The organism is Kutzneria sp. NPDC052558, assembly GCF_044547355.1.
Lineage (GTDB): Bacteria > Actinomycetota > Actinomycetes > Mycobacteriales > Pseudonocardiaceae > Kutzneria.
This window is the reverse complement of the sequence record NZ_JBIUAG010000048.1, coordinates 31249-56665: the sequence shown is the minus strand read 5'-3', so window position 1 is coordinate 56665 and position 25417 is coordinate 31249. Positions and strand designations below refer to the sequence as shown.

The 25417-nt window shown below is 71.4% G+C and carries 20 protein-coding genes; 12 read left to right on the top strand and 8 right to left on the bottom strand.

All coding sequences use genetic code 11. From position 1 onward, the window contains the following. Positions 1-18 precede the first annotated feature (18 nt). Positions 19-1359 carry a UDP-glucose dehydrogenase family protein gene (locus tag ACIG5F_RS45615; RefSeq protein ID WP_396526518.1) on the bottom strand — a complete coding sequence of 447 codons (1341 nt, stop codon included), beginning with the start codon at positions 1357-1359 and terminating at the stop codon, positions 19-21. Next, positions 1346-2365, bottom strand: coding sequence for a UDP-glucuronic acid decarboxylase family protein (locus tag ACIG5F_RS45610; protein ID WP_396526517.1), 1020 nt, complete (start codon positions 2363-2365; stop codon positions 1346-1348). The genes ACIG5F_RS45615 and ACIG5F_RS45610 overlap by 14 nt, the downstream gene beginning before the upstream one ends. 205 nt (positions 2366-2570) lie before the next feature. On the opposite strand from ACIG5F_RS45610, the gene ACIG5F_RS45605 reads away from it, so the two are divergent. Beyond that, the gene (locus tag ACIG5F_RS45605; protein WP_396526516.1) at positions 2571-4502 is read left to right on the top strand and encodes a BTAD domain-containing putative transcriptional regulator; all 1932 of its coding nucleotides are present in this window, start codon (positions 2571-2573) and stop codon (positions 4500-4502) included. On the opposite strand, the gene ACIG5F_RS45600 is transcribed toward ACIG5F_RS45605, so the two are convergent. Next, positions 4388-5782: a glycosyltransferase family 2 protein gene (locus ACIG5F_RS45600; RefSeq protein ID WP_396526515.1), complete on the bottom strand. Its 1395-nt coding sequence runs from the start codon at positions 5780-5782 to the stop codon at positions 4388-4390. The two genes, ACIG5F_RS45605 and ACIG5F_RS45600, sit on opposite strands and share 115 nt — an antisense overlap. A gap of 193 nt (positions 5783-5975) precedes the next feature. Here ACIG5F_RS45600 and ACIG5F_RS45595 point away from each other — a divergent pair, with 193 nt between their 5' ends. The 8 genes from ACIG5F_RS45595 to ACIG5F_RS45560 all read left to right on the top strand — a co-directional run bounded on the left by ACIG5F_RS45595 (position 5976) and on the right by ACIG5F_RS45560 (position 18880). Further along, complete coding sequence (locus tag ACIG5F_RS45595) at positions 5976-7004, top strand: thioesterase domain-containing protein (protein WP_396526514.1); 1029 nt, start codon at positions 5976-5978, stop codon at positions 7002-7004. Positions 7005-7113: 109 nt separating this feature from the next. Continuing rightward, positions 7114-9402, top strand: a complete 2289-nt coding sequence (locus tag ACIG5F_RS45590) for a lantibiotic dehydratase (RefSeq protein ID WP_396526513.1) — start codon at positions 7114-7116, stop codon at positions 9400-9402. Further along, positions 9399-10385: an ATP-binding cassette domain-containing protein gene (locus ACIG5F_RS45585; protein WP_396526512.1), complete on the top strand. Its 987-nt coding sequence runs from the start codon at positions 9399-9401 to the stop codon at positions 10383-10385. Before ACIG5F_RS45590 ends, ACIG5F_RS45585 begins: the two co-directional genes overlap by 4 nt. After that, complete coding sequence (locus ACIG5F_RS45580; RefSeq protein ID WP_396526511.1) at positions 10382-11185, top strand: ABC transporter permease; 804 nt, start codon at positions 10382-10384, stop codon at positions 11183-11185. Before ACIG5F_RS45585 ends, ACIG5F_RS45580 begins: the two co-directional genes overlap by 4 nt. After that, positions 11182-11955, top strand: a complete 774-nt coding sequence (locus ACIG5F_RS45575; RefSeq protein WP_396526510.1) for an ABC transporter permease — start codon at positions 11182-11184, stop codon at positions 11953-11955. Before ACIG5F_RS45580 ends, ACIG5F_RS45575 begins: the two co-directional genes overlap by 4 nt. Before the next feature lie 16 nt (positions 11956-11971). Then, positions 11972-13015 carry a MupA/Atu3671 family FMN-dependent luciferase-like monooxygenase gene (locus ACIG5F_RS45570; RefSeq protein WP_396526509.1) on the top strand — a complete coding sequence of 348 codons (1044 nt, stop codon included), beginning with the start codon at positions 11972-11974 and terminating at the stop codon, positions 13013-13015. 10 nt (positions 13016-13025) lie between these two features. Then, complete coding sequence (locus ACIG5F_RS45565; protein WP_396526508.1) at positions 13026-17879, top strand: amino acid adenylation domain-containing protein; 4854 nt, start codon at positions 13026-13028, stop codon at positions 17877-17879. After that, a complete protein-coding gene (locus tag ACIG5F_RS45560) occupies positions 17876-18880 on the top strand; it encodes a phosphotransferase enzyme family protein (protein ID WP_396526507.1) in 1005 nt (334 codons plus the stop codon). Before ACIG5F_RS45565 ends, ACIG5F_RS45560 begins: the two co-directional genes overlap by 4 nt. Positions 18881-18917: 37 nt before the next feature. Here the strand turns inward: ACIG5F_RS45560 and ACIG5F_RS45555 are convergent, their stop codons facing one another. The 4 genes from ACIG5F_RS45555 to ACIG5F_RS45540 form a co-directional block, all read right to left on the bottom strand. After that, entirely contained in the window at positions 18918-19079 is a 162-nt protein-coding gene (locus ACIG5F_RS45555) for an ATP-binding cassette domain-containing protein (protein WP_396526506.1), read from the bottom strand. Next, positions 19076-20134: a hypothetical protein gene (locus tag ACIG5F_RS45550; protein WP_396526505.1), complete on the bottom strand. Its 1059-nt coding sequence runs from the start codon at positions 20132-20134 to the stop codon at positions 19076-19078. The genes ACIG5F_RS45555 and ACIG5F_RS45550 overlap by 4 nt, the downstream gene beginning before the upstream one ends. Continuing rightward, positions 20131-20376 (bottom strand): hypothetical protein, encoded by a 246-nt coding sequence (locus ACIG5F_RS45545; protein WP_396526504.1) that lies wholly within the window; start codon positions 20374-20376, stop codon positions 20131-20133. The genes ACIG5F_RS45550 and ACIG5F_RS45545 overlap by 4 nt, the downstream gene beginning before the upstream one ends. Before the next feature lie 123 nt (positions 20377-20499). Beyond that, positions 20500-21252, bottom strand: a complete 753-nt coding sequence (locus ACIG5F_RS45540) for a helix-turn-helix domain-containing protein (RefSeq protein ID WP_396526503.1) — start codon at positions 21250-21252, stop codon at positions 20500-20502. Between the two features lie 330 nt (positions 21253-21582). Between ACIG5F_RS45540 and ACIG5F_RS45535 the strand changes: the two genes are divergently transcribed. Both ACIG5F_RS45535 and ACIG5F_RS45530 read left to right on the top strand, forming a co-directional pair. After that, a complete protein-coding gene (locus ACIG5F_RS45535; RefSeq protein ID WP_396526502.1) occupies positions 21583-21756 on the top strand; it encodes a hypothetical protein in 174 nt (57 codons plus the stop codon). Between the two features lie 485 nt (positions 21757-22241). Then, positions 22242-22505: a hypothetical protein gene (locus ACIG5F_RS45530; RefSeq protein ID WP_396526501.1), complete on the top strand. Its 264-nt coding sequence runs from the start codon at positions 22242-22244 to the stop codon at positions 22503-22505. A gap of 173 nt (positions 22506-22678) precedes the next feature. Here ACIG5F_RS45530 and ACIG5F_RS45525 read toward each other — a convergent pair whose 3' ends face one another. Next, positions 22679-23716, bottom strand: coding sequence for a LuxR C-terminal-related transcriptional regulator (locus ACIG5F_RS45525; protein WP_396526500.1), 1038 nt, complete (start codon positions 23714-23716; stop codon positions 22679-22681). A 336-nt stretch (positions 23717-24052) separates the two neighbouring features. On the opposite strand from ACIG5F_RS45525, the gene ACIG5F_RS45520 reads away from it, so the two are divergent. After that, positions 24053-25342, top strand: a complete 1290-nt coding sequence (locus ACIG5F_RS45520) for a M20/M25/M40 family metallo-hydrolase (protein ID WP_396526499.1) — start codon at positions 24053-24055, stop codon at positions 25340-25342. Positions 25343-25417: the final 75 nt, after the last annotated feature.

Here is a 25417-nt window from a genome sequence, read left to right as displayed (position 1 = left end):
CTTCGTGGTGGGCCTGCCTCATCCCTGTCTGCGCCCCCGGCCCAGCGCCGCCACGGTCCAGTTCGCCGCCTCCCAGCGCTCAAGGGACAGCACATTGCGGCCGTCCACGATCCGGGCGTGCGCCACCACCTTGGCCAGCGATTCCGGTTCCAGGTCACGGTATTCGCGCCACTCGGTCAGATGCAGCACGACGTCCGCGCGCTCGCACGCCTTGGCGACATCCGTGGTGTAGTCCAGCTCCGGGAACACCGCACGGGCATTGTCGATCGCGGCCGGGTCGTGCACGCGAACATTCGCGCCCCGCGCCTGCACGGCCGCCGCCACGGCGAGCGCCGGCGAGTCCCGCACGTCGTCGCTGTCGGGCTTGAACGCCGCGCCGAGCACGGCCACATTGCGGCCGTGCAGCGAGCCGCCGACCAACTCCCGGGCCAGCTCCACCACCCGACGGCGTCGGCCGGTGTTGATCGTGTCGACCTCGGCCAGGAACGCCAGCGAGTCCGCGACGCCCAACTCCCGCGCCCGAGCCAGGAAGGCGCGGATGTCCTTGGGCAGACAGCCGCCGCCGAAGCCGACCCCGGCGCCGAGGAAGCGGCGCCCGATACGCGCGTCGTGGCCCATCGCCTCGGCCAGCCGCACCACGTCCGCGCCGGCCGCGTCGCACACGTCGGCGACGGCGTTGATGAACGAGATCTTCGTGGCCAGGAAGGCATTCGCGGCCACCTTGACCAGCTCGGCGGTGGCCAGATCGGTCCGGATGTACGGCACGCCCGCGGCCAGCATCGGCGCGTAGACCTCGCGCAGCGCCTCGTCGGCGGCGTCCGAGCGCGCACCGACCACCAGCCGGTCCGGCGTGAGCGTGTCCGCGACCGCGTAGCCCTCGCGCAGGAACTCCGGATTCCACGCCAGTTCAACACCTTCACCGGCCGGGGCGAGCTCAGCCAGCCGTCGCGCCAGCGCCGCCGCCGTGCCCACCGGCACCGTCGACTTGCCGACCACGAGCGTCGGCCGCCGCAGATGCCTGGCCAGGCCGTCGATCGCCGCGTGCACATACGTCAGGTCCGCGGCTTGCGAGCCCGGTTGCTGCGGCGTGCCGACACAAATGAAGTGGACGTCCGCGAACTCCGCCGCCTGCGCCGGATCGATGGACAGCCGGAGCCGGCCCGAACCCACCGCCCGCGACAACACGTCCGACAGCCCCGGCTCGTAGAACGGCGCCTGGCCGGCCGCGAGCGCCTCGATCTTCGCCGCGTCCACGTCGACGCCGAGCACGTCATGGCCGATGTCGGCCAGGCAGGCCGCGTGCACCGCGCCGAGATAACCGGTTCCTATCACCGAGATTCGCATGTCAGTGCCCGCCATCCGTCTGTCCGCCGGCCACCATCGACGCCGCCGCGGCCACCTCGTCCATCCGGGCCGCGAACCAGTCGACGGTCCGGCGCAGCCCGTCGTTCGTGTCGATTTCCGGTTGCCAGCCGAGCACTTCCCGCGCTCGGCCGATGTCCGGCCGGCGTCGGGCGGGGTCGTCCACCGGCAGCGGGTGGTGCTCCACCGCCGACGGCGACCCGGTGATCGCGACGATCAGCGCCGCCAGCTCGGACATGGTGTGCTCGTCGGGATTGCCGAGGTTGACCGGCCCCGGCTCGGCCGAGTCGGCCATGGCCAGGATGCCGCGCACGAGGTCGTCCACGTAGCAGAAGCTGCGGGTCTGGCTGCCGTCGCCGTAGATCGTCAGCGGCTCGCCGGTCAGGGCCTGCGTGATGAAGCTGGTGACGACCCGGCCATCGTGCGGCCGCATGCGCGGCCCGTAGGTGTTGAAGATACGGAGCACGCCGGTGTTCACGCCGCGGGTGCGCCGATAAGCCACGGTGAGCGCCTCGGCGAACCGCTTGGCCTCGTCGTAGACGCTGCGCGGGCCGACGGGATTGACGTTGCCCCAGTAGTCCTCGCGCTGCGGGTGCACAACCGGGTCGCCGTACACCTCACTGGTGGACGCGAGCACGAATCGGGCCCGGTTGGCCTCGGCCAGCCGGAGCGCGTGCTCGGTGCCCCGGCTGCCGACGGCCATCGTCTCAAGTGGACTGCGGTGGTAGTCGGGCGGCGAGGCAGGGCTGGCGAAGTGCGCCACCACATCGACCGGTCCGACGACGTCGAGCCCCTCGCTGACATCGGCCCGCACGAACTCGAAGTCCGACCGGCCGAGCAGGTGGCCGATGTTGTCCATGCGCCCGGTGGACAGGTTGTCCGCGCAGACCACCGCGTCCCCGCGCTCGATGAAGGCCGTACACAAGTGGGAGCCCAGAAATCCGGCGCCCCCGGTGACAACGACGCGCTTCACAGCACCTCCGTGGTGCGACGGGCGTGGCATCTTCAGTGATCGCCGACCACGATAGGCAGCGCGGAGAACGCCTCAACAGGTCCGTATCGCTGTGCGAAACGAGGAACTTGTTGTCACGCAGCTTGCTGCCCCGGCCGACCACTGGCCCGGCCGACCGACGCCGCCGCAGAATGGGCGGCACAACCGGAGCCGGTGGTGACTTCACATGCCAGACAATAATTTCCGCTTCACGGTCATGGGACCGATCCGAGCGTGGCTCAATGACACCGAGCTGGTGCTCGGCAGCCCGCAGCAGCGGGCGCTGCTGGCGCTGCTGCTGATCAGGGCGAGCCAGGCCGTGCCGCTCAGCGAGATCTCGAACTTCCTGTGGCGGGACGGCCCGCCGGCCAGCGCGGCCAACGTGGTGCACCACCATGTGAGCGCGCTGCGCCGGCTGCTGGAGCCGGATCTGGGTCCACGCAACAGCAGCAGCTGGCTGCGGCGCGACGGCAGCGGGTACCGGCTGGCCGTCGAGCCGGACCGCGTCGATCTGCACGTGTTCCGCGCACGCGTCGAACACGCCCGCGCCTGCGCCGCGAACGAGAACTGGCGGCAGGCCGCATCGTCCTATTTGGACGCACTGGCGCTGCGTCAGGGGCCGGTCGGCACGGGCAGTCCGCACAACGTCATCGACAGCGCGCACTTCACCGAGGTGGAGATCGACTACGGCAAGGCGGTGGTGGAGGCCGTCGAGGTGCACCTGCGCATCGGCGACGCCCAGCGAGTCGTCACGCTGGTGCGGCAGACCGCCGACCGGTTCCCGTGGGACGAACGCCTCCAGGCGGCCTACATCCGGACGCTCGGCGCGACCGGCCGTCAAGCCGACGCGCTGGCCGTGTACCGGACGCTGCACGGCCGGCTGGCCGACGAGCTGGGCATCGAACCGGGGCCGGCGCTGCGCGCCGCGCAGACTGCCGTGCTACGCCAGAACACGCAACCGGCCGAAACCGCTCCGCTGCCGGGTCCGAGCACGCGACCGGCACAGCTGCCGCCGGACCTGCCGGTGTTCGCCGGCCGTGAGGCCGGGCTGACCCGGATCCTCACCGCAGCCGCGCGGACTGCCGGCCCGGTCGTGGCGCCGATCAGCGGCATGGCCGGGATCGGCAAGACCGCACTGGCCGTACATGCCGCGCGCCGCATCGCCGACCGCTTCCCGGACGGCCAGCTCTTCCTGAACCTGCACGGCTTCGACGACGTCGAGCCGATGTCCCCCACCGAGGCGCTGCGACACCTGTTGGAGAGCCTCGGCCAGCCGGCCGCGCAACTGCCGGCCGGCCTGCCCGGCCTGATGGGGCTCTACCGCAGTCGGCTGGCCGGCCTGCGGGTGATCGTCGTGCTGGACAATGCCCTTGACGCCCAACAGGTGCGGCCGCTGCTGCCGGCGACTCCGGGCTGCATGGCCATCGTCACCAGCCGGAACGTGTTGGCCGGCCTGCTGATCACCAACCACACCGAGCCGGTGCGGCTGGCCGAGATGACAACCGAGGAGAGTTTCGCCCTGCTGGAGCGGCATCTCGGCGCGGCACGGGCGGCCGACGAGCGGGCGGCCGTGGAGGACGTCGTCGACGTGTGCGCCGGCCTGCCCATCGCACTGGCCTCGGTGGCCGCCCGCGCCGCCCTCACCCCGCACAAGTCGCTGGCCGAGATCGCCGCGGAGTTGCGGTCGGCCGACAACGGCCTGGATGCCTTCTGCGCCACCGATCCCGACATGGACATCCGCCGGCTGCTGGCCCGCTCGTACCGGCGGCTCGACCAGGACACCGCCCGGCTGTTCCGCCGCCTCGCGCTGCGGCCGGCCTCGTTCCCGGTGGACGCCGCCGCCGCGCTGGCCGACGTGCCGGTGTCCCGCTGCCGGCAGCTGCTGGCCAACCTCGTCGCCGTCTGCCTGCTGACCGAGTCGGCCGGCGGCGGGTTCCGGATCCATGACTTCGTCGCCGACTTCGCGCGCGAGGCCCTGCACGACGCCGACCCGCCGGCCGAGCGGGCCGCGGCGGTGGCCCGCGTGCTGAACCGCTACCGGCCGGAGGACTTGAGGTCGGTCAGCTCCAGCGTCGGCCACGGGATCGGCGCGCAGCCGAACGCCGACTGGCCGCGGCCGTTGGACTCCAGCTCGGTGAGGTCGAACTGATGCAGCTCGCGGCGCAGCGACACGGTGAACTCCCAGTACGGGTGGTCGTAGGCGGCCAGCGCCTCGCTCAGCTCGCGGTCCGGCGCGTCCACCGGCGCGGCGCTCACCCCGGCCAGCACGATCACCTCGCGGCAGGCCCGGTGCGCCTCGCCGAAGATGCGGCTGAGCGTGCCGTCCGGGAAGTGCCGCCAGTAGTCGGTGATCACGCCCAGCTCGAACTGCTTGTCGTCGGCCGGCAGGCGGGTGCCCAGCAACGGCAGGTGCCGCCCCGCCGTGACGGCCGCCGGGTAGCACACGGTGTCCGGCGGCGGGATGTGCGCCGGCCAGCCCTCGGGAGAACCGATCAGCAGCGTCGGACCGGAGTTCGCCAGCCTGGTCACGAGTCCGGGCAGCTCGGACAGCCGCGCGCAGTCGGCGGCGCCGGCCGTGAGCTTGGCGGCGAACTGCTCCACCGCCGGCACGAGGTCCCGGGAGCGCGCGATGTCGTAGCTGCACACGGCCTCGACCTCGACGGTGGGGTACTCGCGGACGAGGATGTGCTCGTTGCGGCGGTCCCGCACCACCTCGACGTTGCGGTTGCGCTCGTGCGGCTGGTGGATGGTGATCGCCGCCGGCGCGAACACCGTGGGCACGCCGATCCGGGCCAGCCGGTAGCCCAGCTCGATGTCCTCGCTGCCCTTGACCTCGAAATCCGCGTTGAAGCCGCCGACCAGGTCGAAGCTGGCCTTGGGCACGCCGGCGTTGAGCGTCCAGAAGAACGCCCAGTCGGCCGGGCGCGGCCGGGCCAGCAGCTCGGTCAGCGGGTCGTGCAGCAGCGGGGTCGACCTGAACTGTTCGAACGTGGCGGCCACATCGCCGAAGTCCCAGTCCGCGCCGAACTTCAGCCGCCAGGTGGACGGCGTCAGCTCGCGCCCGCCGCTGAAGCCGCAGACCGCGACCGGGCCGTCGGCCTGCGCGTCGATGTGGGCCTCGAGCAGGCCCGGATGGCAGAGCGCGTCGGCGTCGATGAACACCAGCAGGTCGCCGCGCGCGACCGCGGCGCCGGTGTTGCGCGCGGCGCTCGCGCCCCGGGCACGGTCGTGCCGCAGCAGGCGGGTGTGCGTGCCGTCGACGAACTCGGTGATGTCGTCCACGACCGGCGGCGTCGAGCCGTCGTCCACCACGATGACCTCGTAGGCGTCCCGGTCGAGGGACTGCTGGTCCAAACTGGACAGTGTGCGGCGCAGCGGGCCGGTCCGGTCGTGCGCGGGGACGACGACGGTCACCCGGGGACGTTCCATGTCAAGGCTCCTTCGCTTGTGTTTCGCCGCAACGAGTGTAGGTAGACACGACTGTCCTTTCTCTGAGCGCCGGCCACTGTCGCCGCTCTGTTCACGGCGCTCAGTCCGCGGCCAGTTTTTCGCCAGTGCCACCTGCCTAGCATCGGCGATGACCGCAGAGAGATGGGGGCACCGTGGAAACAGGAGCCGGTCCATGTCCGTGAGCCAGGACAAGCGCTTCCGGGACGAGTGGGAGTCGGCCGTCGCCGAGGCGTACGCCGACGAGCTCGGGCTGGCCGAGATCACGCCACGCACCCGGTTCGGCGGCGACGCCGCCGCGGCGGATCGGGTCGCCGCCCGCGTGTCGAAGGCGACCAACACTCGACTTGCCGGGGAGGTGGTGCTGGAGCGCGACTCCGTGGAGGCGGTCGCGGCGCACCTGCGTGAGCGCGCCCCGAAGGACCGTTGTGTGCAGCTGCCTGCGGGCTTCGATCCGACCTCGCCCGCGTTGTTCTACTTCCACTCCGCGTCCGGCAACGCGTTGGCCATCCGGACGCTGCGCACCGTGCTGCCGGCGCAGCCGATCTCGGTCCGCGGGGCCGGCCTCGAGGGCGAGCGCGAGATCCCGACCACCATCGCCGGCTTCGCCGACGTCTACATGGAGGAGCTTCGCCGGCTGCCGGAGTGCGAGCCGTATCTGCTGTGCGGGTTCTCCACCGGCGGCACGATCGCGTTCGAGCTGGCCTGCCGGCTGGTCGCCGAGGGGCGCAAGGTCGGGCTGGTGGCGCTGTTCGACAGCCAGCCGCCCAACACCGTGCCACTGGAGAAGATCGCGTCGGAGCAGGTGGAGATCGCCGGTCGGCTGCGGGAGCTGTTGCGCCGCATCGGGGTCGACGTGCCGGACACGATCACCGTCAACGACGACGGCGTGGTGGACAGCCTGCGCGAGGCCCGGGTGCTGGCCGAGACACTCGGCGCGGAGACATTGCAGCGGCAGCTGGTCATGTTCGCCCGGTCGGTGCGCGCGGACCGGTTCTACCGCCCCGGCTACTACGACGGTGAGCTGCACTACTTCAACGCCTATGTGGACGGTGACCTGATCAGCCACTGGAATCCGCACGCCCGCAAGGTGCACCGGCACGGCATCGACGCCGACCACCAGGAGTACTCGATCTTCGGCAACGCCGACTTCCGCACGATCTTCACCGACGTGGTCCGCGAGGCCATCGAGAGCCTGCCATGACCGGGTGGACGGCCCGGCCGGCTCGCCAACCGCGAACTCAACCTGGCCGAGCACGAACACGGAGCAACGGAAAGCACCGCGAGCTGCGGGAGAAGTGGAAGGGGAACCGATGAAAGACACGGATGACCAGCCGCACCTGCTGCCGCTGGCGGACTCCGGCTGGTCGGTGTGGCGAGACTTCGTGCTGCGCGGGGCCGGGTTCCCGGTCACGGACGTGCTGCGCCTGTCGGCGCCCGAGCTGACGACGGCGCACGATCTCGACGCGGCCTGGCCGGCCGAGATCCAGCGCCTCGCCGACTCGGTGCGGGAGGTGGCGGCGGATCCGCGGTTCCGGGAAGCCGTGGCCTGGCAGAACCCGACGGTGGTGCGCACCGGCGTGGAGAAGGTGGCGCGGCCGGCGGAACCGGGCAGACCAACGGCGTGGAAACACATCCAGCTGGTGGCCAACTACCTTCAGCGCTACACGGTCAAGAACGACACCATCGGCTTCTTCGGGCCGGCGTCCTGGGGGCAGCTGACCGACGACGATGAGCCGATCCGCTTCGAGTGCGGGCCAGGACTGGTGGCCGACCGGACCGTGTACATCGAGAACTGGGCGGTGGACACGCTGGCGTGGCGGCTGTCGGAGTGGCCGGCGATGCAACCGTGGCTGCGACCGGCGCTGTCCGGCGGCATGCACTTCACCGGCGAGCAGATCCTGCGACCGTACCGGGACCCCATCGAGGTGCCGCGGGAACTGCGGCCACTACTCGAAGCCTGTGACGGCGCCAGGACCGTCCGGCAGATCGCGGCGGAACTGCCGGCGGCGACGGAGGAGTCCGTGCTGGCGGCGCTACAGCCGTGGCTGGACGACGACATCGTGCATCTGACCCTGCGCGGGCCGATCGAGGCGCACCCGGAGGACACGCTGCGGGAGCGTCTGCTGGAGATCGGCGACGCCGAGGTTCTGGACCAAGCACTGTCCACACTGGACGAATTGGTGCGCGGCCGCGATGTGGTGTCGGCCGCCGCGGGCGATCCGGACAAGCTCATGGCCGCCTCGGCCGAGCTGGACGAGACCTTCCGCCGCGTCACCGGGGCGGACCCGGTCCGCCGGCACGGTGAGATGTACGCGGGCCGCACTCTGCTGTACGAGGACGCGCGGCGGGACGTGCGGCTGGACCTGGGCCGCCCGGTGCTGGCGGCGATCGGCGCGCCGCTGGGGTTGGTGGCCGACAGCGCCCGCTGGTTCGTCGCCCGCGCCGGCCGGAACTACCTGGAATTGTTCGGCAAGCTGGTGGACCGGCACGCGGCGGCCAACGGCGGGGCGAGGATGCCGCTGTCGCAACTGCTGGGCATGGCCACCCCGCACCTGGTGCCCCGCAACGGCCGCCTGCCCGCCCCGGTCGACGATGCCGTGTCCCGTCTCCAGGCCAAGTGGACCCGCATCCTCCAGGTTCCGGCCGGCGTCCACCGGCACACGGTGACCGCCGACGAGATCCGGGAGGCCGTGCGCCGGGAATTCCCGGCCACGACACCGATGTGGGCCACCGCCCGGCACCACTCCCCCGACCTGATGATCGCCGCCGCCACTGTGGAGGCGATCCGGCGCGGCGAGTTCGACGTGGTGCTGGGCGAACTGCATCTGGCCACGAACACGCTGGAGTCGCGGTTGTTCGTCGAGCGGCACCCGAACCAGAAACGCCTGCTGGCCGCGGCCGAACGGGACCATGGCGGCCGGCGGTTCTACACCGTGCCGACCAAGGATTCGCCGCTGGTCAACTCACGCACCTATCCGGCGGCGCTGCTGTCGCCGCAGTACCACTACTGGTGCCTGCACGACGCGGGCAGCGGGGCCCCCGGGCCGGTGCTGCCGTCGGCGGCGTTGGAGGTCCATCGGGACGGCGATCGGCTGCTGGTCTCCTCCCGAACCGGCGAGGGCCCGTACGACCTGTTGGAGGTGCTGGCCGAGCAGGTGTCGGCGGCGGTGGTCGGCGCGTTTCAACCGCTTCCCCCGGGCAAGCCCATGCCGAGGATCTCGGTCGACCGCCTGGTGATCCACCGTGAGACGTGGACCTTCACGCCGGCCGAGCTGGCGTGGGCGTTCGTCAAGACCGCGGCCGCCCGGTTCCGTGCGGCACAGGAGTTCCGGGCCGCGCACGACATGCCGGTGCGCACCTTCTGTCGCATCCACACCGAGCGCAAGCCGGTGCTGCTGGACTTCACCAGCGTGCCGCTGCTGGAGCAGGTGGCGAAGGCCGTGCGCAAGGCGGCCAAGGACGACGCCGTGCGGCACACGCTGACGATCTCCGAGATGCTGCCGGACGTCGAGCAGTCCTGGCTGTCCGACGCGGACGGCGCCACCTACACCTCGGAGATCCGCATGGTGCTGGTGGATCCGTTGGGAGCCGACCGGTGACGGCGGCGATCGAAGCGGTCGGACTGACCCGGTCGTTCACCGTCACGGAACGGGACGCGGGGCTGCGATCGGCCTTCGGCGGCCTGTTCCACCGTCCAACCAGGACGGTGCACGCGGTGCGGGACGTCGACCTGACCATCGAGCCCGGCGAGATCGTCGGCTTCCTCGGCGCGAACGGGGCGGGCAAAACCACCACCCTGAAGCTGCTGGCCGGACTGCTGCACCCGTCGGCCGGCTCGGTGCGGGTGCTTGGCCGCCGGCCGGCCCGCCGCGAGCCGGCGTACCTGCGCCGGATGGCGCTGGTGATGGGCAACCGGTACCAGCTCCAGTGGGACCTGCCCGCGGTCGACTCCTACGAGCTGAACCGGACCATCTACCAGATCCCCCGCGAGCAGTTCCGGCGCACCCGGGACGAGCTGGTGGAGCTGCTGGAGCTCGGCGACCTGGTCCGCAAGCCGGTGCGCACCCTGTCGCTCGGCGAGCGGATGAAGGCGGAGCTGGTCGGCTCCCTGCTGCACCAGCCGGAAGTGCTGTTCCTGGACGAGCCGACGCTCGGCCTCGACGTCGTGATGCAGCGGCGGATCCGGGCCTTCGTCGCCGAGTACAACCGGACCCGGTCCGCGACCGTGCTGCTGACCAGCCATTACATGGCCGACATCGAGGCGCTGTGCCGGCGGGTGGTGGTGATCCACCACGGCCGGATCCTGTTCGACGGCGAGCTGTCCCGGCTGGGCGAGCGCTTCGCCGCGCACCGGGAGATCGAGGTGACGCCGGCCGATCCGACCGTCGATCTCAGCCCGTACGGCGAATGCCGGCCCTGCGGCGACGGGCGGTCGCGGATCCGCGTCCCGGCCGAGCAGGCGCCCGCAGTGATGGCCAAGCTGCTGGCCGACGTGGAGGTCACGGACCTGACCGTGGCGGCGCCGCCGATCGAGGACGTGATCGAGCAGATCTTCGCCTCGAACGTGGAGGTGCTGCCATGACCGGGCTGCCCGCGTTCTACCTGGCCGCCGCGCGGCAGTCGGTGATCCAGCGGTTCAGCTACCGGGCCAGCAACTACCTGTTCATGGCCGGCATGCTGGCCGAGCCGGTGATCTACCTGATCGTCTGGTCCACGGTCGCGCGGGCGCAGGGCGGCTCGGTCGGCGGCTACACCCCCGGTTCGCTGGCCGCGTACTACATCGTCTGGACGCTGGTGCGCAACATGAACGTGGTCTACGCGCCGTCCGGTTTCGAGCACCGCATCGCGACCGGCCGGATGTCCGGCCGGCTGCTGCTGCCGCTGCACCCGATCCACTACGACCTGGCCGGCTTCGGCGGCGCGAAGGTGGTGTGGATCGCGCAGTGGCTGCCGGTGGCTGCTGTGCTCGTCCTGCTGTTCCGGCCGGAGTTCCACTTCACGGTGGTGGGCGTGCTGGTGTTCCTGGTGGCGATCTGGGGCGCCTTCGTGATCCGGTCGCTGTTCCTCTGGCTGATCGGCCTCGTCACGTTCTGGACCACGCGGGCCAGCGCGCTGTTCGAGCTGTACCTGGTGCTGGAGCTGCTGCTGTCCGGCCGGCTGGTGCCGATCACGCTGCTGCCGCAGTGGATGCAGGACGCCGCCGCATGGTTCCCGTTCAAGTGGACGTTCGGTTTCCCCATCGACGCCGTCGTCACCCCGCAGCCGCCGTCGGTTCTGCTGACGGGGCTGGGTGTGCAGGTGCTGTGGGTGGGGATCGGCTCGCTGCTGCTGGCCGTGGTCTGGCGGCGCGCGGTCCGGCGGTACACGGGGGTGGGGGCATGAGGCTGGCGCTGCTGTACCTACGAGTTCAGTTGCTCAACGAGTTGCAGTACCGGGCCAACTTCCTGCTGCGGCTGGTGCATTCGGTGCTGGCGCTCGGCTCCGGCCTGGTGGCGCTGGCGCTGGTGTTCGGCCAGGTGGACCGGCTGGACGGGTGGGACGCCAACCAGCTGCTGGTGTTGATGGGGGTCTACACCATGCTGAACGGCGTCGTGCAGATGCTGGTGTTGCCCAACGCGCTCCAGCTGCTGGTGGAGATCGAGGAGGGCACGCTCGACCTGGTCCTGCTCAAGCCGGTGGACGCCCAGCTGGCGGTGAGCCTGCGGGCCACGCAGGTGTGGCAGGGACTGGACATCCTCACCGGTGCGGGCACGGTCGTGGTCGGGCTGGTGCTGGCCGGCGGGGTGCGGCCGGCGGCGGCGCCGGCGTTCCTGGTCGCGCTGGTCTGCGGCGGCGTGCTGGTCTACAGCTTCCTGATGTCGCTGACCATCAGCGCTTTCTGGTTCGTGAAGCTGGACAACATCGGCGAGCTGTTCGGCGGCATCTTCCAGGCCGCGCGCTGGCCGGTGGGCATCTACCCGGGCTGGCTGCGCGTCGGCCTGACCTTCCTGGTGCCGGTCGGCGTGGCCGTCACGGTGCCGGCCGAGGTCCTCACCTCGAAGCCCAGCGGCTTCGGGCTCATCGCCCTGGCCGCGCTGGCCGCCGCCGCGCTGGCCGTGACCAGGGTGTTGTGGCGGCGCGGCCTGCGGCACTACTCGGGCGCCTCGGCGTAGCGATCGGAGAGAAACGATGGACATCAGCCTGTTCTACTTCGCCGACGACGCGGCGAGCGCCGACGGCGGCCGGTACGACCTGCTGCTGGACGGCGCTCGGCTGGCCGACGACGCCGGCCTGCACGCGGTGTGGACGCCGGAGCGGCACTTCCACCCGTTCGGCGGCCTGTACGCGAACTCCGCGGTCACCGGCGCCGCCGTCGCGGCCATCACCCGGCGGGTGGGCGTGCGTGCCGGCAGTGTCGTGCTGCCGCTGCACGACCCGATCCGGGTCGCCGAGGAATGGTCCATGGTGGACAACCTGTCCGGCGGCCGTGCCGCGGTTGCCTTCGCATCTGGTTGGCACGCACAGGATTTCGTGCTGCATCCCGATCCGCAGGCCGGCTACGCAGCCCGCAAGACCACGCTCACCGACAACATCGACGTGGTGCGGCGACTGTGGCGCGGCGAGACCGTCACCCGGACCGACGGCGGCGGCGACAAGGCAAGCGTCCGGATCTTCCCGCCGCCCGTGCAGTCCGAACTTCCGTTCTGGGTCACCAGTTCCGGCCGCCCCGAGACGTTCCGCACCGCCGGCGAGCTGGGCGGCAACCTGCTCACGCACCTGCTCGGCCAGCGGCTGGATGTGTTGCGGCGCAACATCGGGATCTACCGCGAGACGCTGGCCGCCCACCACGGCCCCGCGAAGCGCGGCCGGGTCACGCTCATGCTGCACACCCTGCTCGGCCACTGCGACGCCGAGGTGCTCGAGCTCGTGCGCGAGCCCTTCAGCGCCTACCTGGCCAGCTCGCTCGACCTGACCAGCCGGTCAGGGCCGACCACCGAGGGCATCGACGAGCTCACCGAGCAGGACCAGCGGGCCCTGCTGCGCCGGGCCTTCGACCGCTATTCCCGCGAAGCCGGCCTGTTCGGGTCCGTGGACACCGCGCGCCGGCTGATCGCCACCCTCGCCGACGCCGGCGTGGACGAGGTGGCGTGCCTGATCGACTTCGGCGTCGATCGGGCGTCGGTGCTGAAGGGCCTGGACCGCGTCGCCGACCTGGCCCGCGAACTGAACTGAGAGGAATCTGATGACACTGCACGAACTCGTGGCGGCGACGGCGCACAGCCGGCCGCACGCCCCCGCGGTGATCACGTCGGAGCGCACCCTCAGCTACGCCGAGCTGGACGGCATGGCCAACGGCGTGGCCGCCCGGCTGCGTGGCGCGGTGCGCCCGGAGGAGCTGGTCGCGGTCGCGATCGACAAGGGCTGGCGGCAGATCGTCGCCGTGCTCGGCGTGCTCAAGGCCGGCGCGGCGTACCTGCCGCTGTCGGTCGACCTGCCGGCAGCCCGACTGCGGCAACTGGTCGAGCTCGGCGAGTGCTCGCAGGTGCTGACCCAGCCGTCGCTGCTGGAGATCGACTGGCCGGACGGCGTCACCTTGTCCACTGTGGACGATGTGCCGCTCGCCCCGGCCGGGCCGGCCGACGGCGGCCGCGACAGCCTGGCCTACGTCATGTTCACCTCGGGTTCCACCGGCACGCCCAAGGGTGTCATGGTCGAGCACGGCGGCGTCGCCGACACCGTGCTGGAGATCAACCGCCGGTTCGGCGTCGGCCCCGATGACCGGTCCATCGCGTTGACCGCGCTGAGCTTCGACCTGTCCGTGTACGAGATCTTCGGCCCGCTCACGGCCGGCGGCGCGATCGTCATCCCCGACGCCGACCGCGCGGCCGACCCGGCGCACTGGGCCGACCTGATGCGCGAGCACGGCGTCAGCCTCTGGCACACCGTGCCGGCGCTGCTGGAGATGCTCGTGTCCTGGTTGGACGAGTCCGGGGAGCCCGCGCCGACGGCGCTGCGGCTGGCCGTGCTGAGCGGCGACTGGATCCCGGTGGCCCTGCCGGACCGCGTCCGCGGCCACTTCCTGCGGGCGCACGTGGTCAGCATGGGCGGCGCGACCGAGACGTCCATCAACTCACTGGTCTACGAGATCGGCGCGGTCGACCCGAGCTGGCACAGCATCCCCTACGGCGAGCCGCTGCCGGGCGAGGGCTACTTCCTGCTGGACGAGTCGCTGTCCCCGGTTCCCGACGACACCGCGGCGGACCTGTACATCACCGGCACCGGCCTGGCCCGGGGCTACTGGCGTGACCCGGCGCAGACGGCCGCCAGCTTCATCGAGCACCCGACGCTCGGGATTCGCATGTACCGCACCGGCGACCGGGCCCGCAACCGTCCTGATGGGACGCTGGAGTTCCTCGGCCGCCGCGACCGGCAAGTCAAGATCCACGGCTTCCGGGTGGAACTGGGCGAGATCGAGGCCGTGTTGCAGGACCTCGGCGTCACGCAGGCCGTCGCGGTCGCGCTCGGCCCGGCGACGGCACTGGACCGCATCGTCGCGTTCGTCACCGGCCCCGTCGACGAAGACGCTCTCACCGCCGAGCTCACGACTCGGCTGCCGCGCTACATGGTGCCGCAGCGCGTGCACGTGCTGGAGAGCTTCCCGTTGAACAGCAACGGAAAAATCGACCGGGCCGCGCTGGTGCGACAAGCCGGCCGCGGCACGGGCAGCGGCGAGCCGCCGCGGCCGGGCACCGAGCTGGTGCTGGCCGACATCCTGGCCGACCTGCTCGGCCGGCCGATCGCCGACCGCAACGCCAACTTCTTCGAGCTGGGCGGCAATTCGCTGCTGTCAGTGCAGCTGGTGACCCGGATCCGGCGGCTGCTCGACGTGGACGCCCCGACCGGCCTGGCGTTGAAGCACAACACGATCGCGAAGATGGCAGCGGCACTGGGCGAGCTGCCGGCGGCCCGCGCGGCGTCCGAACCCGCGCTGGCGCCTCGGCCCCGCGACCGCGCGCTGCCGGTGTCCTTCGGCCAGGAGCAGGTGCTGTTCCTCGACCAGCTGGCCGGCGGCAACCGGGCGTACCACTTCCAGTGCAGCATCCGGTTCACCGGCACGCTGCGCCCCGACCTGATCCAGCGGGCGCTCACCGAGGTGACACGCCGGCACGAGATCCTGCGCACCACCTTCCACCACACCGAGAACGGCCCCGTGCAGGTGGTGCACGAGCCGACCGAAGTGCCGCTGCACCAGCGCGACCTGCGGGACGTGCCGGTGGAGCAGCGCGAGGAGGCGCTGGCCGCGGCGCTGCGCGACGAGTTCGCGCGCAACTTCGACCTGGCCGTCGGCCCGCTGGCCGTGTGGACGCTGATCCGCCTGGCCGAGGACGACTGGGCCCTGGTGGAGACCGAGCACCACCTGGTGCATGACGGCTGGTCGGTTTCCGTGTTCTGGCGGGAGATCTGCGAGCTGTACGAGGCATGGGCCGAGGGCCGTGAGCCGGCCCTGGCCGACCTGCCGATCCAGTTCGCCGACTTCGCCGGCTGGCAGCGGGAGCGCTACGCGCTGCGGCGGGAGAAGGTGCTCCCGTACTGGAAGGGGCAGCTGGCCGGCTCGACCACGTTCGATCTGGCGGTCAGCCGCCCGCGGCCGGCCAAGCAGACGTTCAACGGCAAGGCCATGCGGATCACGTTGCCCGACGAGCTGTACGCGCGGCTGCGCGAGTTCAGCCGGTCCACCGGCGTTTCCCTGTTCACGGTCATGTTCTCCGCGTTCACGCTGCTGATGAACCGCTACAGCGGCGTCCGGGACCTGACCATCGGCTCCTGGCTGGCCAACCGGGACCACCGCGAGACCGAGCACCTGCTCGGCATGCTGGTCAACATGGTCGGCCTGCGGCTGAAGCTGGCCTCGCAGACGACCTTCCACGATCTGCTCACGCAGACCCGCGACACCGTGTTGGAGGCGCTGGCGCACGGCGAGGCCCCCTTCGAGGACGTGGTCCGCGAGCTCGACCTGCCCCGCGACCCGAGCCGGAACCCGTTGGTGCAGACCTGTTTCAGCTTCCACGACTCGCCCGTGCCGGCGTTCGACTGGCCCGGCGCGCGTGGCTACCTCACCGAGCACAACAACGGCAGCGCCAAGTTCGACCTGAACATCGTGGTCATCCCCCGCGCCGAGCAGCTGCGCCGGACCGGTGACCCGGGTGACCGGGAGCAGCTGGCGCTGATGTGGGAGTACAACACCGACCTGATCCCGGCCGACGCCGCCGAGCGGCTAGTCGCCCACTACCAGCAGCTGCTCTCCGCGGCCATCACGTCGCCGCAGACCCCGGTCGACGACCTGTCGATGCTGACCGACGCCGACCTCGCGGCCATCACGTCCATTGCTCCCCAGCAGCCCTTCCCGGCCGAGGACGACGTGCTGGCGCTGATCCGTCAGCAGGTCGAGCAGCGCCCGGGCTCCCCCGCCGTCACCTCGGCCGGCCGCATGCTGACCTACGCCGACCTGCACGCGCAGGCGTCCGGACTGGCCGGGCGGCTGGCGGCGCAGGGCGTCGGCCCGGGCAGCCGGGTCGGGCTGTGCGTCGACCGGTCGGTGGCGTCGGTGGTCGGCCTGCTGGGCATTCTCCTGACCGGTGCCGCGTTCACGCCGCTCGACCACCGGCACCCGGCGGCTCGGCGACAGTTCGTGCTGAACGACGCCGGCGTGCAGATCATCGTCACGACACCGGAGCTCGGCGGCCAGTTCCCCGGCTACCGCAAGGAGTTCGTCGACGGACCGGCCGGCCCCGCGCCGGTGGTGGCCGCCGATCCCGACCGCGAGGCGTACGTGCTGTACACCTCCGGCTCCACCGGCAAGCCGAAGGGCGTGCGGGTGCGGCACAAGGCGCTGGCCGGGTTGCTGGTGTCGATGCGGGACCGGGTCGGTTTCGGATCGGCCGACACGCTGCTGGCGGTGACCACGCCGGCGTTCGACATCTCCGTGCTGGAGATGCTGCTGCCGCTGGTGTGCGGCGGTCACGTCGTCGTGGCCGACGAGAAGTCCACTTCGGACGGTGAGGCGCTTGTCGGGCTGCTGGCCCGGCACGCGGTGACGGCGATGCAGGCCACGCCGATGACGTGGCGGCTGCTGGTCGAGGCGAAGTGGTGGCCGGCCAACCGGTTCACCGTGCTGTGCGGCGGCGAGGCGATGCCCGCGGACTTGGCGGCCGAGCTGGTCGAGCGGGCCGACAAGGTGTGGAACCTGTACGGCCCCACCGAAACCACGATCTGGTCGACGGCGTACCAGGTGCTGGGCGGCGAGTCGCCGGTGCCGATCGGGACGCCGCTGGCCAACACCGTCGTGCAGGTCCTGGACGACGGGTTGCGGCCGGTGCCGGCCGGGCTGCCCGGCCAGCTCTACATCGGCGGCACGGGTGTCGCGGCCGGCTACACGTCGCCGGAGCTGACCGCCGAGCGGTTCGTCGAGCTGCCGGAGGGCCGTTTCTACCGCACCGGCGACGTCGTCCGGCTGCGCGTGGACGGTCAGCTGGAGTTTCTGCACCGGGTGGACCGGCAGATCAAGCTGCACGGCTACCGGATCGAGCTGCCGGAGATCGAACAGGTGCTCCACGCGCACCCGTCGGTCGCCGACTGCGTGGTCGAACCGCGCGGCGAGCAGCTGGTCGGCTACGTCGTGCCCGCTGACGGCCGGGTCGACGCGGCGGAACTGACCGAGCACCTGGCCGCCCGGCTGCCGGCGTACATGGTGCCGCCGGTGTTCGCCACGTTGGAGCGGATCCCGTTGTCCGCCAACGGCAAGCTCGACCGGTCGGCGCTGCCCGAGCCGGACCCGGCCGTCGCCGCCACGGCCCCGGCCGAGGTGGAGCCGCTGTCGGACGCCGAGTCGGAGCTGGCCGCGATCTGGTCGGAGGTGCTCAGCCGGGACGCCGTCGGACCGGAGGACGATTTCTTCATGCTGGGCGGGCACTCGCTGCTCGCGCTGCGGCTGGTGTCCCGGGTCCGGGCTCGAATGGACGGTCCGATTACCGTGGACATGGTGTTCGACTACCCGACTGTGCGGTCCATGGCGACCGCGCTGGTGCAGTCCTCGTGACGCCGCCCGGACCGCTGGCGCCGTCCACCGTCACGGCAGCGATCATCGGCGACCGGTTCGGGCTCCGCGGCACGGAGTTCGCGGCGGCGCCGGCGGCCCGGGGGCTGTGCGGGCGCGTGTGGCGGCTGGAGACCGCTGACGGCCCGTACGCGCTGAAGGAGCTGTTCTGGCCCACCGACCACGACGAGGGGCAGATCCGCGCGCAGGTGGCCTTCGAGTCCGCCGCCCGTGACGTGGGCGTGCTGAGCCCGGAGAGCTTCCCCACCACCGATGGCGACTACCTGTGCCATCTCCCCGACGGCGGCCTGGTCCGCCTGTTCGGGTGGATCGAGGGCGAGCTGCTGGCCGGCCCGGACGGGGCGGCGCGGTGGCTCGGGCAGACCCTGAGCCGGCTGCACCGGCTGCCGAACGCGGTGGTCGGCGAGCCGGACACCCGGTTCGAGTCGCCGCCGGAGAGCTGGGACGACCTGCTGGCGGCGCTGCGCCGCCAGCGGGTTCGGTGGGCCGACGACCTGGCCCGGGCGCTGCCCCGGATCACCGAGCTGGCCACGCTGGTGGCGCCGGCCGGCCGGGACGACTGGGTGATGTGCCACCAGGACATCGTGCCGAGCAATGTCATGCGCACCCCGGCCGGCGACCTGGTGCTGATCGACTGGGACAACACCGGGCCGGCGCTGGCCGAGCAGGAGTTGGCGGCCGCCTTGATGAACTGGCACGTCGTAGGCGATCAGGTCGACACGGAGGGCATCGCGGCCACGCTGGCCGCGTACGAGGCCGGCGGCGGCCCGGCGCGGCTGACCGGCCGGTCGGCGTTCTCGGCGTACCTCGGGGCTTTCCTGGCCGACCTGCACACCCAGGCGACGGTCGCGATCGCCGACGACCTGGACGCCGAGCACCGGGAGGTCGCCGTCGCCCGGGTGGCGCACCGCCTTGCCGGGCTGCCCACCACGGCGACGCTCGACGAGGTCCTGCGCCTCGACCGACAACGCAGCACGAGATGACCACGCACACTGCGGACCGGCGCCGGTGAAGCACGAGCTACACGATCTTGCACAGCGTGGTCTTGCCCACGCCGTTCGGCCCGAGCAGGCCGCGCACCTCGCCGGCCCGCACGGACAGGTCGACCGAGTCCAGTGCGACGACTTCGCCCCGAGCGCCGAACACCCGGCGCAGCGCCCGGGTCTGGACCGCGTAGCTCATGGCTGGCACACCTCCAGTGCACGCATCGCGGCGTGGTAGTCCTCCTCGGCCACAAGTTCGCTGCCCACCATCAGGAAGTCGGCGATCGGCGTGCACAGCAGGTGCAGGCCGTCGACCTCGTGCAGGCGACTCGCCGGCCAGTCCCGCCGGGTCTCGCGCAGCAGCAACCCGTAGACCGGCAGGCCGCGCGCCAGCCGCTCAACGACGGCCCGCGGGGTGTCGGCCGGCGCGGGCGAACGGCGGAGCAGCTCGGCGTCGGCCGGTGCGCGTAATGCCGCGACACACTCCGCCAGGACCGTCGTCTCGGCCACCGCGAGGGCCTTCTCCATGAGCTCCACCAGCTCCGGCGCCCGCTCGGCCGCCGCCTTGGCCAACTCGTCCGGTCGCGGTGGCCGGTGGTCGAACACCATCAGTGTGTCGAGCACGTCCCGCACCGTGAACTCGCGCGAGAACCGCTCGTCGGCGATGCACAGCAGGTCGGCCAGCGTCTCGTCGGCCGGCAGGTCGGGCGAAGGCGGCACCCGCGGATGGTCGCCGGCCAGCGCGAGCGTGCTCAGTTCCACCCTGAGATCCCGGTCCAGCAACGGGTCCTCGGTCGGCCAGGCCAAGCCGAGCACCACGTGCGTGCGGTCACCGTGCCGGATCAGCGCGACCTCGATCCGCTCCACGTCCTCCCGGCCGCACACCGCCAGGGCCGCGGCCCACAGCGTGGCCTCGTCCGGCACCAGCAGGTCGATGTCGGCCGACGAACGCACGAGGTCCGGCGGGTAGCAAGCGGCGATCGACCGTCCTTTGCGGACGCGAGCCGGCACTTCCGCGGTGATCTCCTTGTACAGCAGGTCGTAGTGGTCGGCGCGGGCCCGGGCCCGGCGCAGCGCGTCGGCGCTGCCGGTGCCGATCGGCATGCCCTCCCTGGCGGCGACGGAGATCACCAGCTGCGGCAGCTGCGAGGAGATGTTCGCCGCGGCCCGGATCACCGCCCGGTCGCTCTCCCCGGGGCCGACGCCGAACAGGTCCCGGAGCAGGTCGAAGTCCAGGCGGTCGGAAAAGGTCATGACACGTCCCCCAATGGCGCGAACCCGAATCGGTGCAACGGCCGCCAGCCGTGTCGGCGCGGGGCGGCCAGGATGCGCTCGCCCTTACCGGTGAGCGCATCGTCGGCGGGGTGCACGACGTTGCCGTGCAAGGGAAGTCCGAGTCCGTCGGCGTGCCGGCAGGCCGTGATGAGCGTGGTGCGCGCCGAAGAGACCCCGGTCGAGCGGGCCAACCTCATCGGCCGGCTCACTGCGTCCGGCACGATCCTCCACATTCTTAGCACGCGGCCACATCGTCGATCCCGCATTCACCGCAATGTTTCCGCACCCCGAAACAACGGTTGACATCGCCGGCATGCTGTTGTGTCCGTAATTCAGCGGCGCCATCAGCTGACCCATTCGACGTCGGCGGCCTCGTTGAGCGCGCGGCCGATGGCGATCGCGGCCGCGCGCAGCGACGGCGCGACCGTGCCGACCGCACAGCGATCGGCCAGGTCGACCAGCGACACCGCCGCGACCGCGCCCGCGGCCGGCAGGACCACCGGACAGGCGATGCCGAGCACCCGGTCCGCGCCATCGGCGTGCTGCACCACGGCGTAGCCGAGCGAGCGGATGGCGGTGAGCTGGCGGTCGACGGGCCGCCGCTGCTCCACAGTGGACAGTGCACGCAGCGGGCGGTCGAACGCCGCCATGGCCCGGATGGCCGCGCTGGCGATGATCCGCTCCCAGCTCGACGGGACCGGCCCCTCGGGCGTCTGCCAGCCGAAGCGGTCCAGCGGGACCGCGCTGTCACCGTCGCGCACGGACAAGTAGGCGCAACCGCCGGTCACCTCGTGCAGCCGCATCAGCACCGGGGTGGCCGCATCGCGAAGCACGCGGTGACGCGGCACCCGCGAGCCGAGCACGGACAGCCGCTGGCCGAGCCGCAACTGGCGGCCGCTGCGTTCGAGCAGACCCCACTGCACCAGCTCGGTGACCAGCCGGGACGCTGTGGGTTTGGACAGGTGGGCGCGGCGGGACAGCTCGGTCAGGGTCAGCGCGCGGTCGGTCGGCTCGAACTGGCAGAGGATGGCCAGCGCCCGCGACAGCATCGACCGTTTCGCGCCGTGCTCGGCCACCGGCCCGACGATGCCTTCCATGCTGCGAATACTCGACATCATCGCGGTCCTCTCAATGGGAGACACTGGCGGGTGCAATGAGGTCGATTGTGCGGGGGCCGGCGATGCGGTGTCGACGGTTTCGACCGTTCAGCAAAGTGCCTGACAACAAGTTCCCATGGCCTCTCCACCAGCGAGGACGGCCTGCGAGCCGGGGCAGGAGGTAACTTGCTGCCATGCAGGTTATTTGCCTCGCAACCATCTGGCCAAGGTCGAGAGAACACGCCAAGAATGGTTCTCACAACGCCGGCTGTCGGCGAAAGAGCCCGATGAGCTTTCGTCGAGGCGAGCACCACATGACAGGAGCACACCGTGTCGCAGAAGCGTCTTGCCGTCATCGTCCTGGCCAGCGCCGTTTTCGCCATCTGCACCGCGACCGCGGCCACCGCGGCCGAGCACCGCACCGCTTCCGGCGCAGCGGTCACGACCGCATCCGCCGCTTCGCCGGCCGAGACCAGCCCGGCCGGCGGCGGCACCGACTGGTGACGTCAATACGCCGTTAGCACCACACCGGCCGCCATGGGCATTAGTCCGTGGCGGCCTTTGTCACCCGAAAGTGATTCAGCTATCCAACCCGGGATCGCCTGTCAACCCCGACAACAGCGCCGGGGATTTCCACGCGCAAGACGTGCCCGCTTGGCCACTCATTCGACCTGACGGGATGGCACTAGTCGCCTGGCAACTTGTGCCGCGCCCGTCCTCTTCTGAGCAGCCACCGGTTACGGCATCATCGTCCTCACCGGATGGGTCCCGACAGGGGAGGTATAGCGGATGGTGGCACACGCGGCAATCGCCCGAATGGTTTCGGCCGGCGTGCTGTTGGCCCTGGTGGACGCGGCGCCGGTGACATCCGCGTCGACACCCGCCGCGACTCGGGTGGTCGCCGCTCATGCCTTACCGACGCCGGCCGACAATGATCGGCCGACCAATCCCTGCGCGCCACCGAAGAGCATTCCGGGCGGCACGGACTGGTGACCGAAGTTCGCCCCGCCGAACCGGCGGGGCGAACCCGGCCTTGTCTCGGTCAGCACCGCGAACTTGCCGCCCTGACAACACAGCTCGACATCCGCGCCGGCGGGCTTGCGGTGACGGTGTCCGGCCCGCCCGATGTCGGCAAGACTCGGCTGCTGGCCGAGTTCGCCCGGATCGCGGCCGAGCGGGGGCCGCCGGTCGTCACGACCGGACCCGCCGACGATCCACGCCGGCTGCGGCACGCCGCGCCGGCGCGATCATGACGAAGGCTCGGTTTTCCGGTTTGACCACCGCCGATCGGTCCCTTCACGTCCTGCTCCCCCAAGACCGTGCAGACCCACCTGCGGCGGATCTTCGGCAGCCCACCGTGTCGCCCCGGGGCCGAGGTCGCGCCGACCGTCGGTCGGCGCCGCCAACGTGCCCAGACTCCGGCCGTTCAGTCGAGCAGACCCCGCTGCTCCGCGAGCACACCGGCCTGAAATCGGCTCTGCGCGCCGAGATCGGCGGCCAGGGTGGCGATGTGCCGCCGGCAGGTGCGCACCGAGATGCCGAGCCGGCGAGCGATCACCTCGTCCTTGGCGCCCGCGGCCATCTGCCGCAGGATGGCCCGCGTCAGCTCCTCCCCCGCCTCCTCGGACTCGTCCTCGGCCACCTCGGTGCGCTCGGCCGGGAACTGCCGCCCGGAATGCCACAGCAGGTCGAAGCTGTCCAACAGGTGGCTGAGCACGGCGGGCTCGCGGACCAGCACGGCGCCGTCGGCGGGGTCGCCGCTCGCGGTGGGCAGGAAGGCGACCTCGCGGTCGAACACGATGATGCGCCGGGGCACGATCGGCGCGGTGCGCACCAGAGCACCGGCAGCGGTCACGGCGGCGACATAGCGCTGGGTGGGCGCATGCGACCGGGTGCAGTGCTGGAGCACGGAGTGCATCACCACGCCGCGGTCGAGCATCATCAGGTCCAGCGCGAGGCTGCGGCTGAGGCCGGCCTCGTTCATGCCGCCGCCGGGGTGCGCGATGTGCAACTCCCGCTCGCACTTGCGAGCCTGGTCGGCCAGCAGGTGGCGGACCATGCCGACGTCGTCGACCACGTCGATGGCCTCGTCCCGGCGCCGGGTCTGCCGCGCCTCGAAGTAGGTCGGCTGAAGCGCGAGCAGTTCGCGCCTGAGCTGCTGGTGCACCGCCCGCCTGCGGTGCATCTCGTTCTCCTCGGCGGTGAGCAGCTCGGCGGTCGCGGTGTCCGGCCCGACCGCGGTGAACTCGCGGTCCGGGTCCAGCGACGGGCGCAGCAGCAGCAGGTCGGTCAGGGTGGTGATCAGCTCCTCGAGTTCGGTCGCGCCCACTCCCAGCTCGCGCTCGGCCTGCTGCCGTGTCCACGCGGGGTACTCGACGGCGAGCTTGTAGAGCTGCACGGCCTGCACGCTCAACCGCGCCGTGAGCTTCTCCAGACCGATTCGGAACACCACCGGCTCGTCCATCCGGCCAGTATCGGGCAGACAATGTCGTCACCGGCGGCTCGCGGCGACACCGCTGTGTCGAAGAGGAAATCCTGCTGCCCGGCTGGACGGCAACCGGGCAACCGCTGTCCAGTTATCCGACGTGTGCGCACTGCTCACATCGTCGACCAGTGTCCGAATTGCACGGTTGCCGCGGTATTGTCAGGTGATTCCCCTACTGGTGGCGACCTCACCGCGCTGACATCATTCGCCGTGACCCGGCGTCGAACGCTGTCGACGGACGCCGATATGATCAAAGGACACGACCCTGAACACCACCCACCCCGGGCACCGCTCCCCGACGGGAAGCACAGTGCGATGACCGACCAAGAGCAGGCCGACCCGGTCAGATTGCTCCGCGAGCTCACCAAGATCGACACCGGCCCCGGCTGCCTCGACCATGTCGCCGCGGCCCTGTCCACAGTGTCCGGCGTCGAGATCGAACACGCCGACGATATCAGCCTCGTGCTGCGGATCCCGGGCTGCGGCGCGGCACGGCCGCTGCTGCTGCACGGGACCGCCGACATCGCGCCCGTCGACGGGCAGTTATGGCGGCACGGGCCGTTCGACGCCGAACCGGCCGACGGACCGGTGTGGGGCCGCAGGGCCGCGAGCGGCAAGCACGGCCTGGCCATGATGATCGCCGCGCTGCTGCGGTTGGACGCCCAAGGCGAGCGTCCGGCCGGTGACGTGGTGCTTGCCGTGGTGGCCAACGGGAAACTCGGCGCCAAGCACCTCGTCGACGAACACGCCGACCTTTTCACCGGCATTCGCTGCGCGATCGGCCGGGAAGCCGATGCGGACATCCGACTGCCCGGCGCCGTCGCCTTCCATCCGATCGTCGTCGCCGAGAAACGGGCCTGCCTGGTGCGGGTCACGATCGCCGGCGCCGACGGCGACGCCGCCCTGCTCGCGCCATCCGACTCACCCATGGCCCAGCTCGGCATGCTGCTCACCGCGCTATCCGGCGCCCGGCTGGCCCGCCGCCGAACACCCGTCGTCGAGCGGATGCTCGACGACCTCGCCGCGGCCCTGCCCGACAGCCTGTCCGCCGCAGTCCACCGGCTCAGCACCGACCACGCCAACGACCGGGTGCCGGCCAGCCTGCCGCTGCCCCAGGCGCTGTTCATCGACTCGCTGATGCGCAACACCGCCAACCCCGTCGCGATCCACACCGACAGGGCCGCCGACCGTACGCCCGCCCGGGTCAGGACCGACATCGACTGCCGGCTGCTGCCCGGATGCGGCACCGAGGCCTTCCTCGCCGAACTGCGCACCTTCACCGGATCCGCCCAGGTCGAGGTGCTGCACGAGGACCCACTGCCCGACAACGCCAAGTCCGAATTCGGGCCGTTCTACAACCGGCTCGTGGAAATCCTCACCAAGGCCGACCCCGACGCCGTGCCACTGCCCGTGCTGACGCCCGGCTCCACCGAGGCCGCCCAATACAGCCGGCTCGGCATCCACTGCTACGGCTGGCTCCCGCAGCGCCTGCCCGAAAGCCCAGAACACCGCGGGCTCTCACACAGCGCCGACGAACGCATCCCCGCCAGCGCCCTACAGTTCGGCGCCGACCGCATGACCGAACTGCTCCGCGACTTCCCATAGCCACACCGACCGTTGCCCCATGGTCGCACCGCCGCGACAGACGCCAGGCCGCTGCGTGTCACATCGTTCACGGCA

Coding starts and splice junctions, on each gene's coding strand:
- ACIG5F_RS45610 (WP_396526517.1), bottom strand. CDS start 2,365: ATGCCACGCCCGTCGCACCACGGAGGTGCTGTGAAGCGCGTCGTTGTC.
- ACIG5F_RS45555 (WP_396526506.1), bottom strand. CDS start 19,079: ATGAGCTACGCGGTCCAGACCCGGGCGCTGCGCCGGGTGTTCGGCGCT.
- ACIG5F_RS45525 (WP_396526500.1), bottom strand. CDS start 23,716: ATGGACGAGCCGGTGGTGTTCCGAATCGGTCTGGAGAAGCTCACGGCG.
- ACIG5F_RS45520 (WP_396526499.1), top strand. CDS start 24,053: ATGACCGACCAAGAGCAGGCCGACCCGGTCAGATTGCTCCGCGAGCTC.
- ACIG5F_RS45550 (WP_396526505.1), bottom strand. CDS start 20,134: ATGACCTTTTCCGACCGCCTGGACTTCGACCTGCTCCGGGACCTGTTC.
- ACIG5F_RS45595 (WP_396526514.1), top strand. CDS start 5,976: ATGTCCGTGAGCCAGGACAAGCGCTTCCGGGACGAGTGGGAGTCGGCC.
- ACIG5F_RS45580 (WP_396526511.1), top strand. CDS start 10,382: ATGACCGGGCTGCCCGCGTTCTACCTGGCCGCCGCGCGGCAGTCGGTG.
- ACIG5F_RS45575 (WP_396526510.1), top strand. CDS start 11,182: ATGAGGCTGGCGCTGCTGTACCTACGAGTTCAGTTGCTCAACGAGTTG.
- ACIG5F_RS45540 (WP_396526503.1), bottom strand. CDS start 21,252: ATGGAAGGCATCGTCGGGCCGGTGGCCGAGCACGGCGCGAAACGGTCG.
- ACIG5F_RS45590 (WP_396526513.1), top strand. CDS start 7,114: ATGAAAGACACGGATGACCAGCCGCACCTGCTGCCGCTGGCGGACTCC.
- ACIG5F_RS45600 (WP_396526515.1), bottom strand. CDS start 5,782: ATGGAACGTCCCCGGGTGACCGTCGTCGTCCCCGCGCACGACCGGACC.
- ACIG5F_RS45570 (WP_396526509.1), top strand. CDS start 11,972: ATGGACATCAGCCTGTTCTACTTCGCCGACGACGCGGCGAGCGCCGAC.
- ACIG5F_RS45565 (WP_396526508.1), top strand. CDS start 13,026: ATGACACTGCACGAACTCGTGGCGGCGACGGCGCACAGCCGGCCGCAC.
- ACIG5F_RS45615 (WP_396526518.1), bottom strand. CDS start 1,359: ATGGCGGGCACTGACATGCGAATCTCGGTGATAGGAACCGGTTATCTC.
- ACIG5F_RS45605 (WP_396526516.1), top strand. CDS start 2,571: ATGGGACCGATCCGAGCGTGGCTCAATGACACCGAGCTGGTGCTCGGC.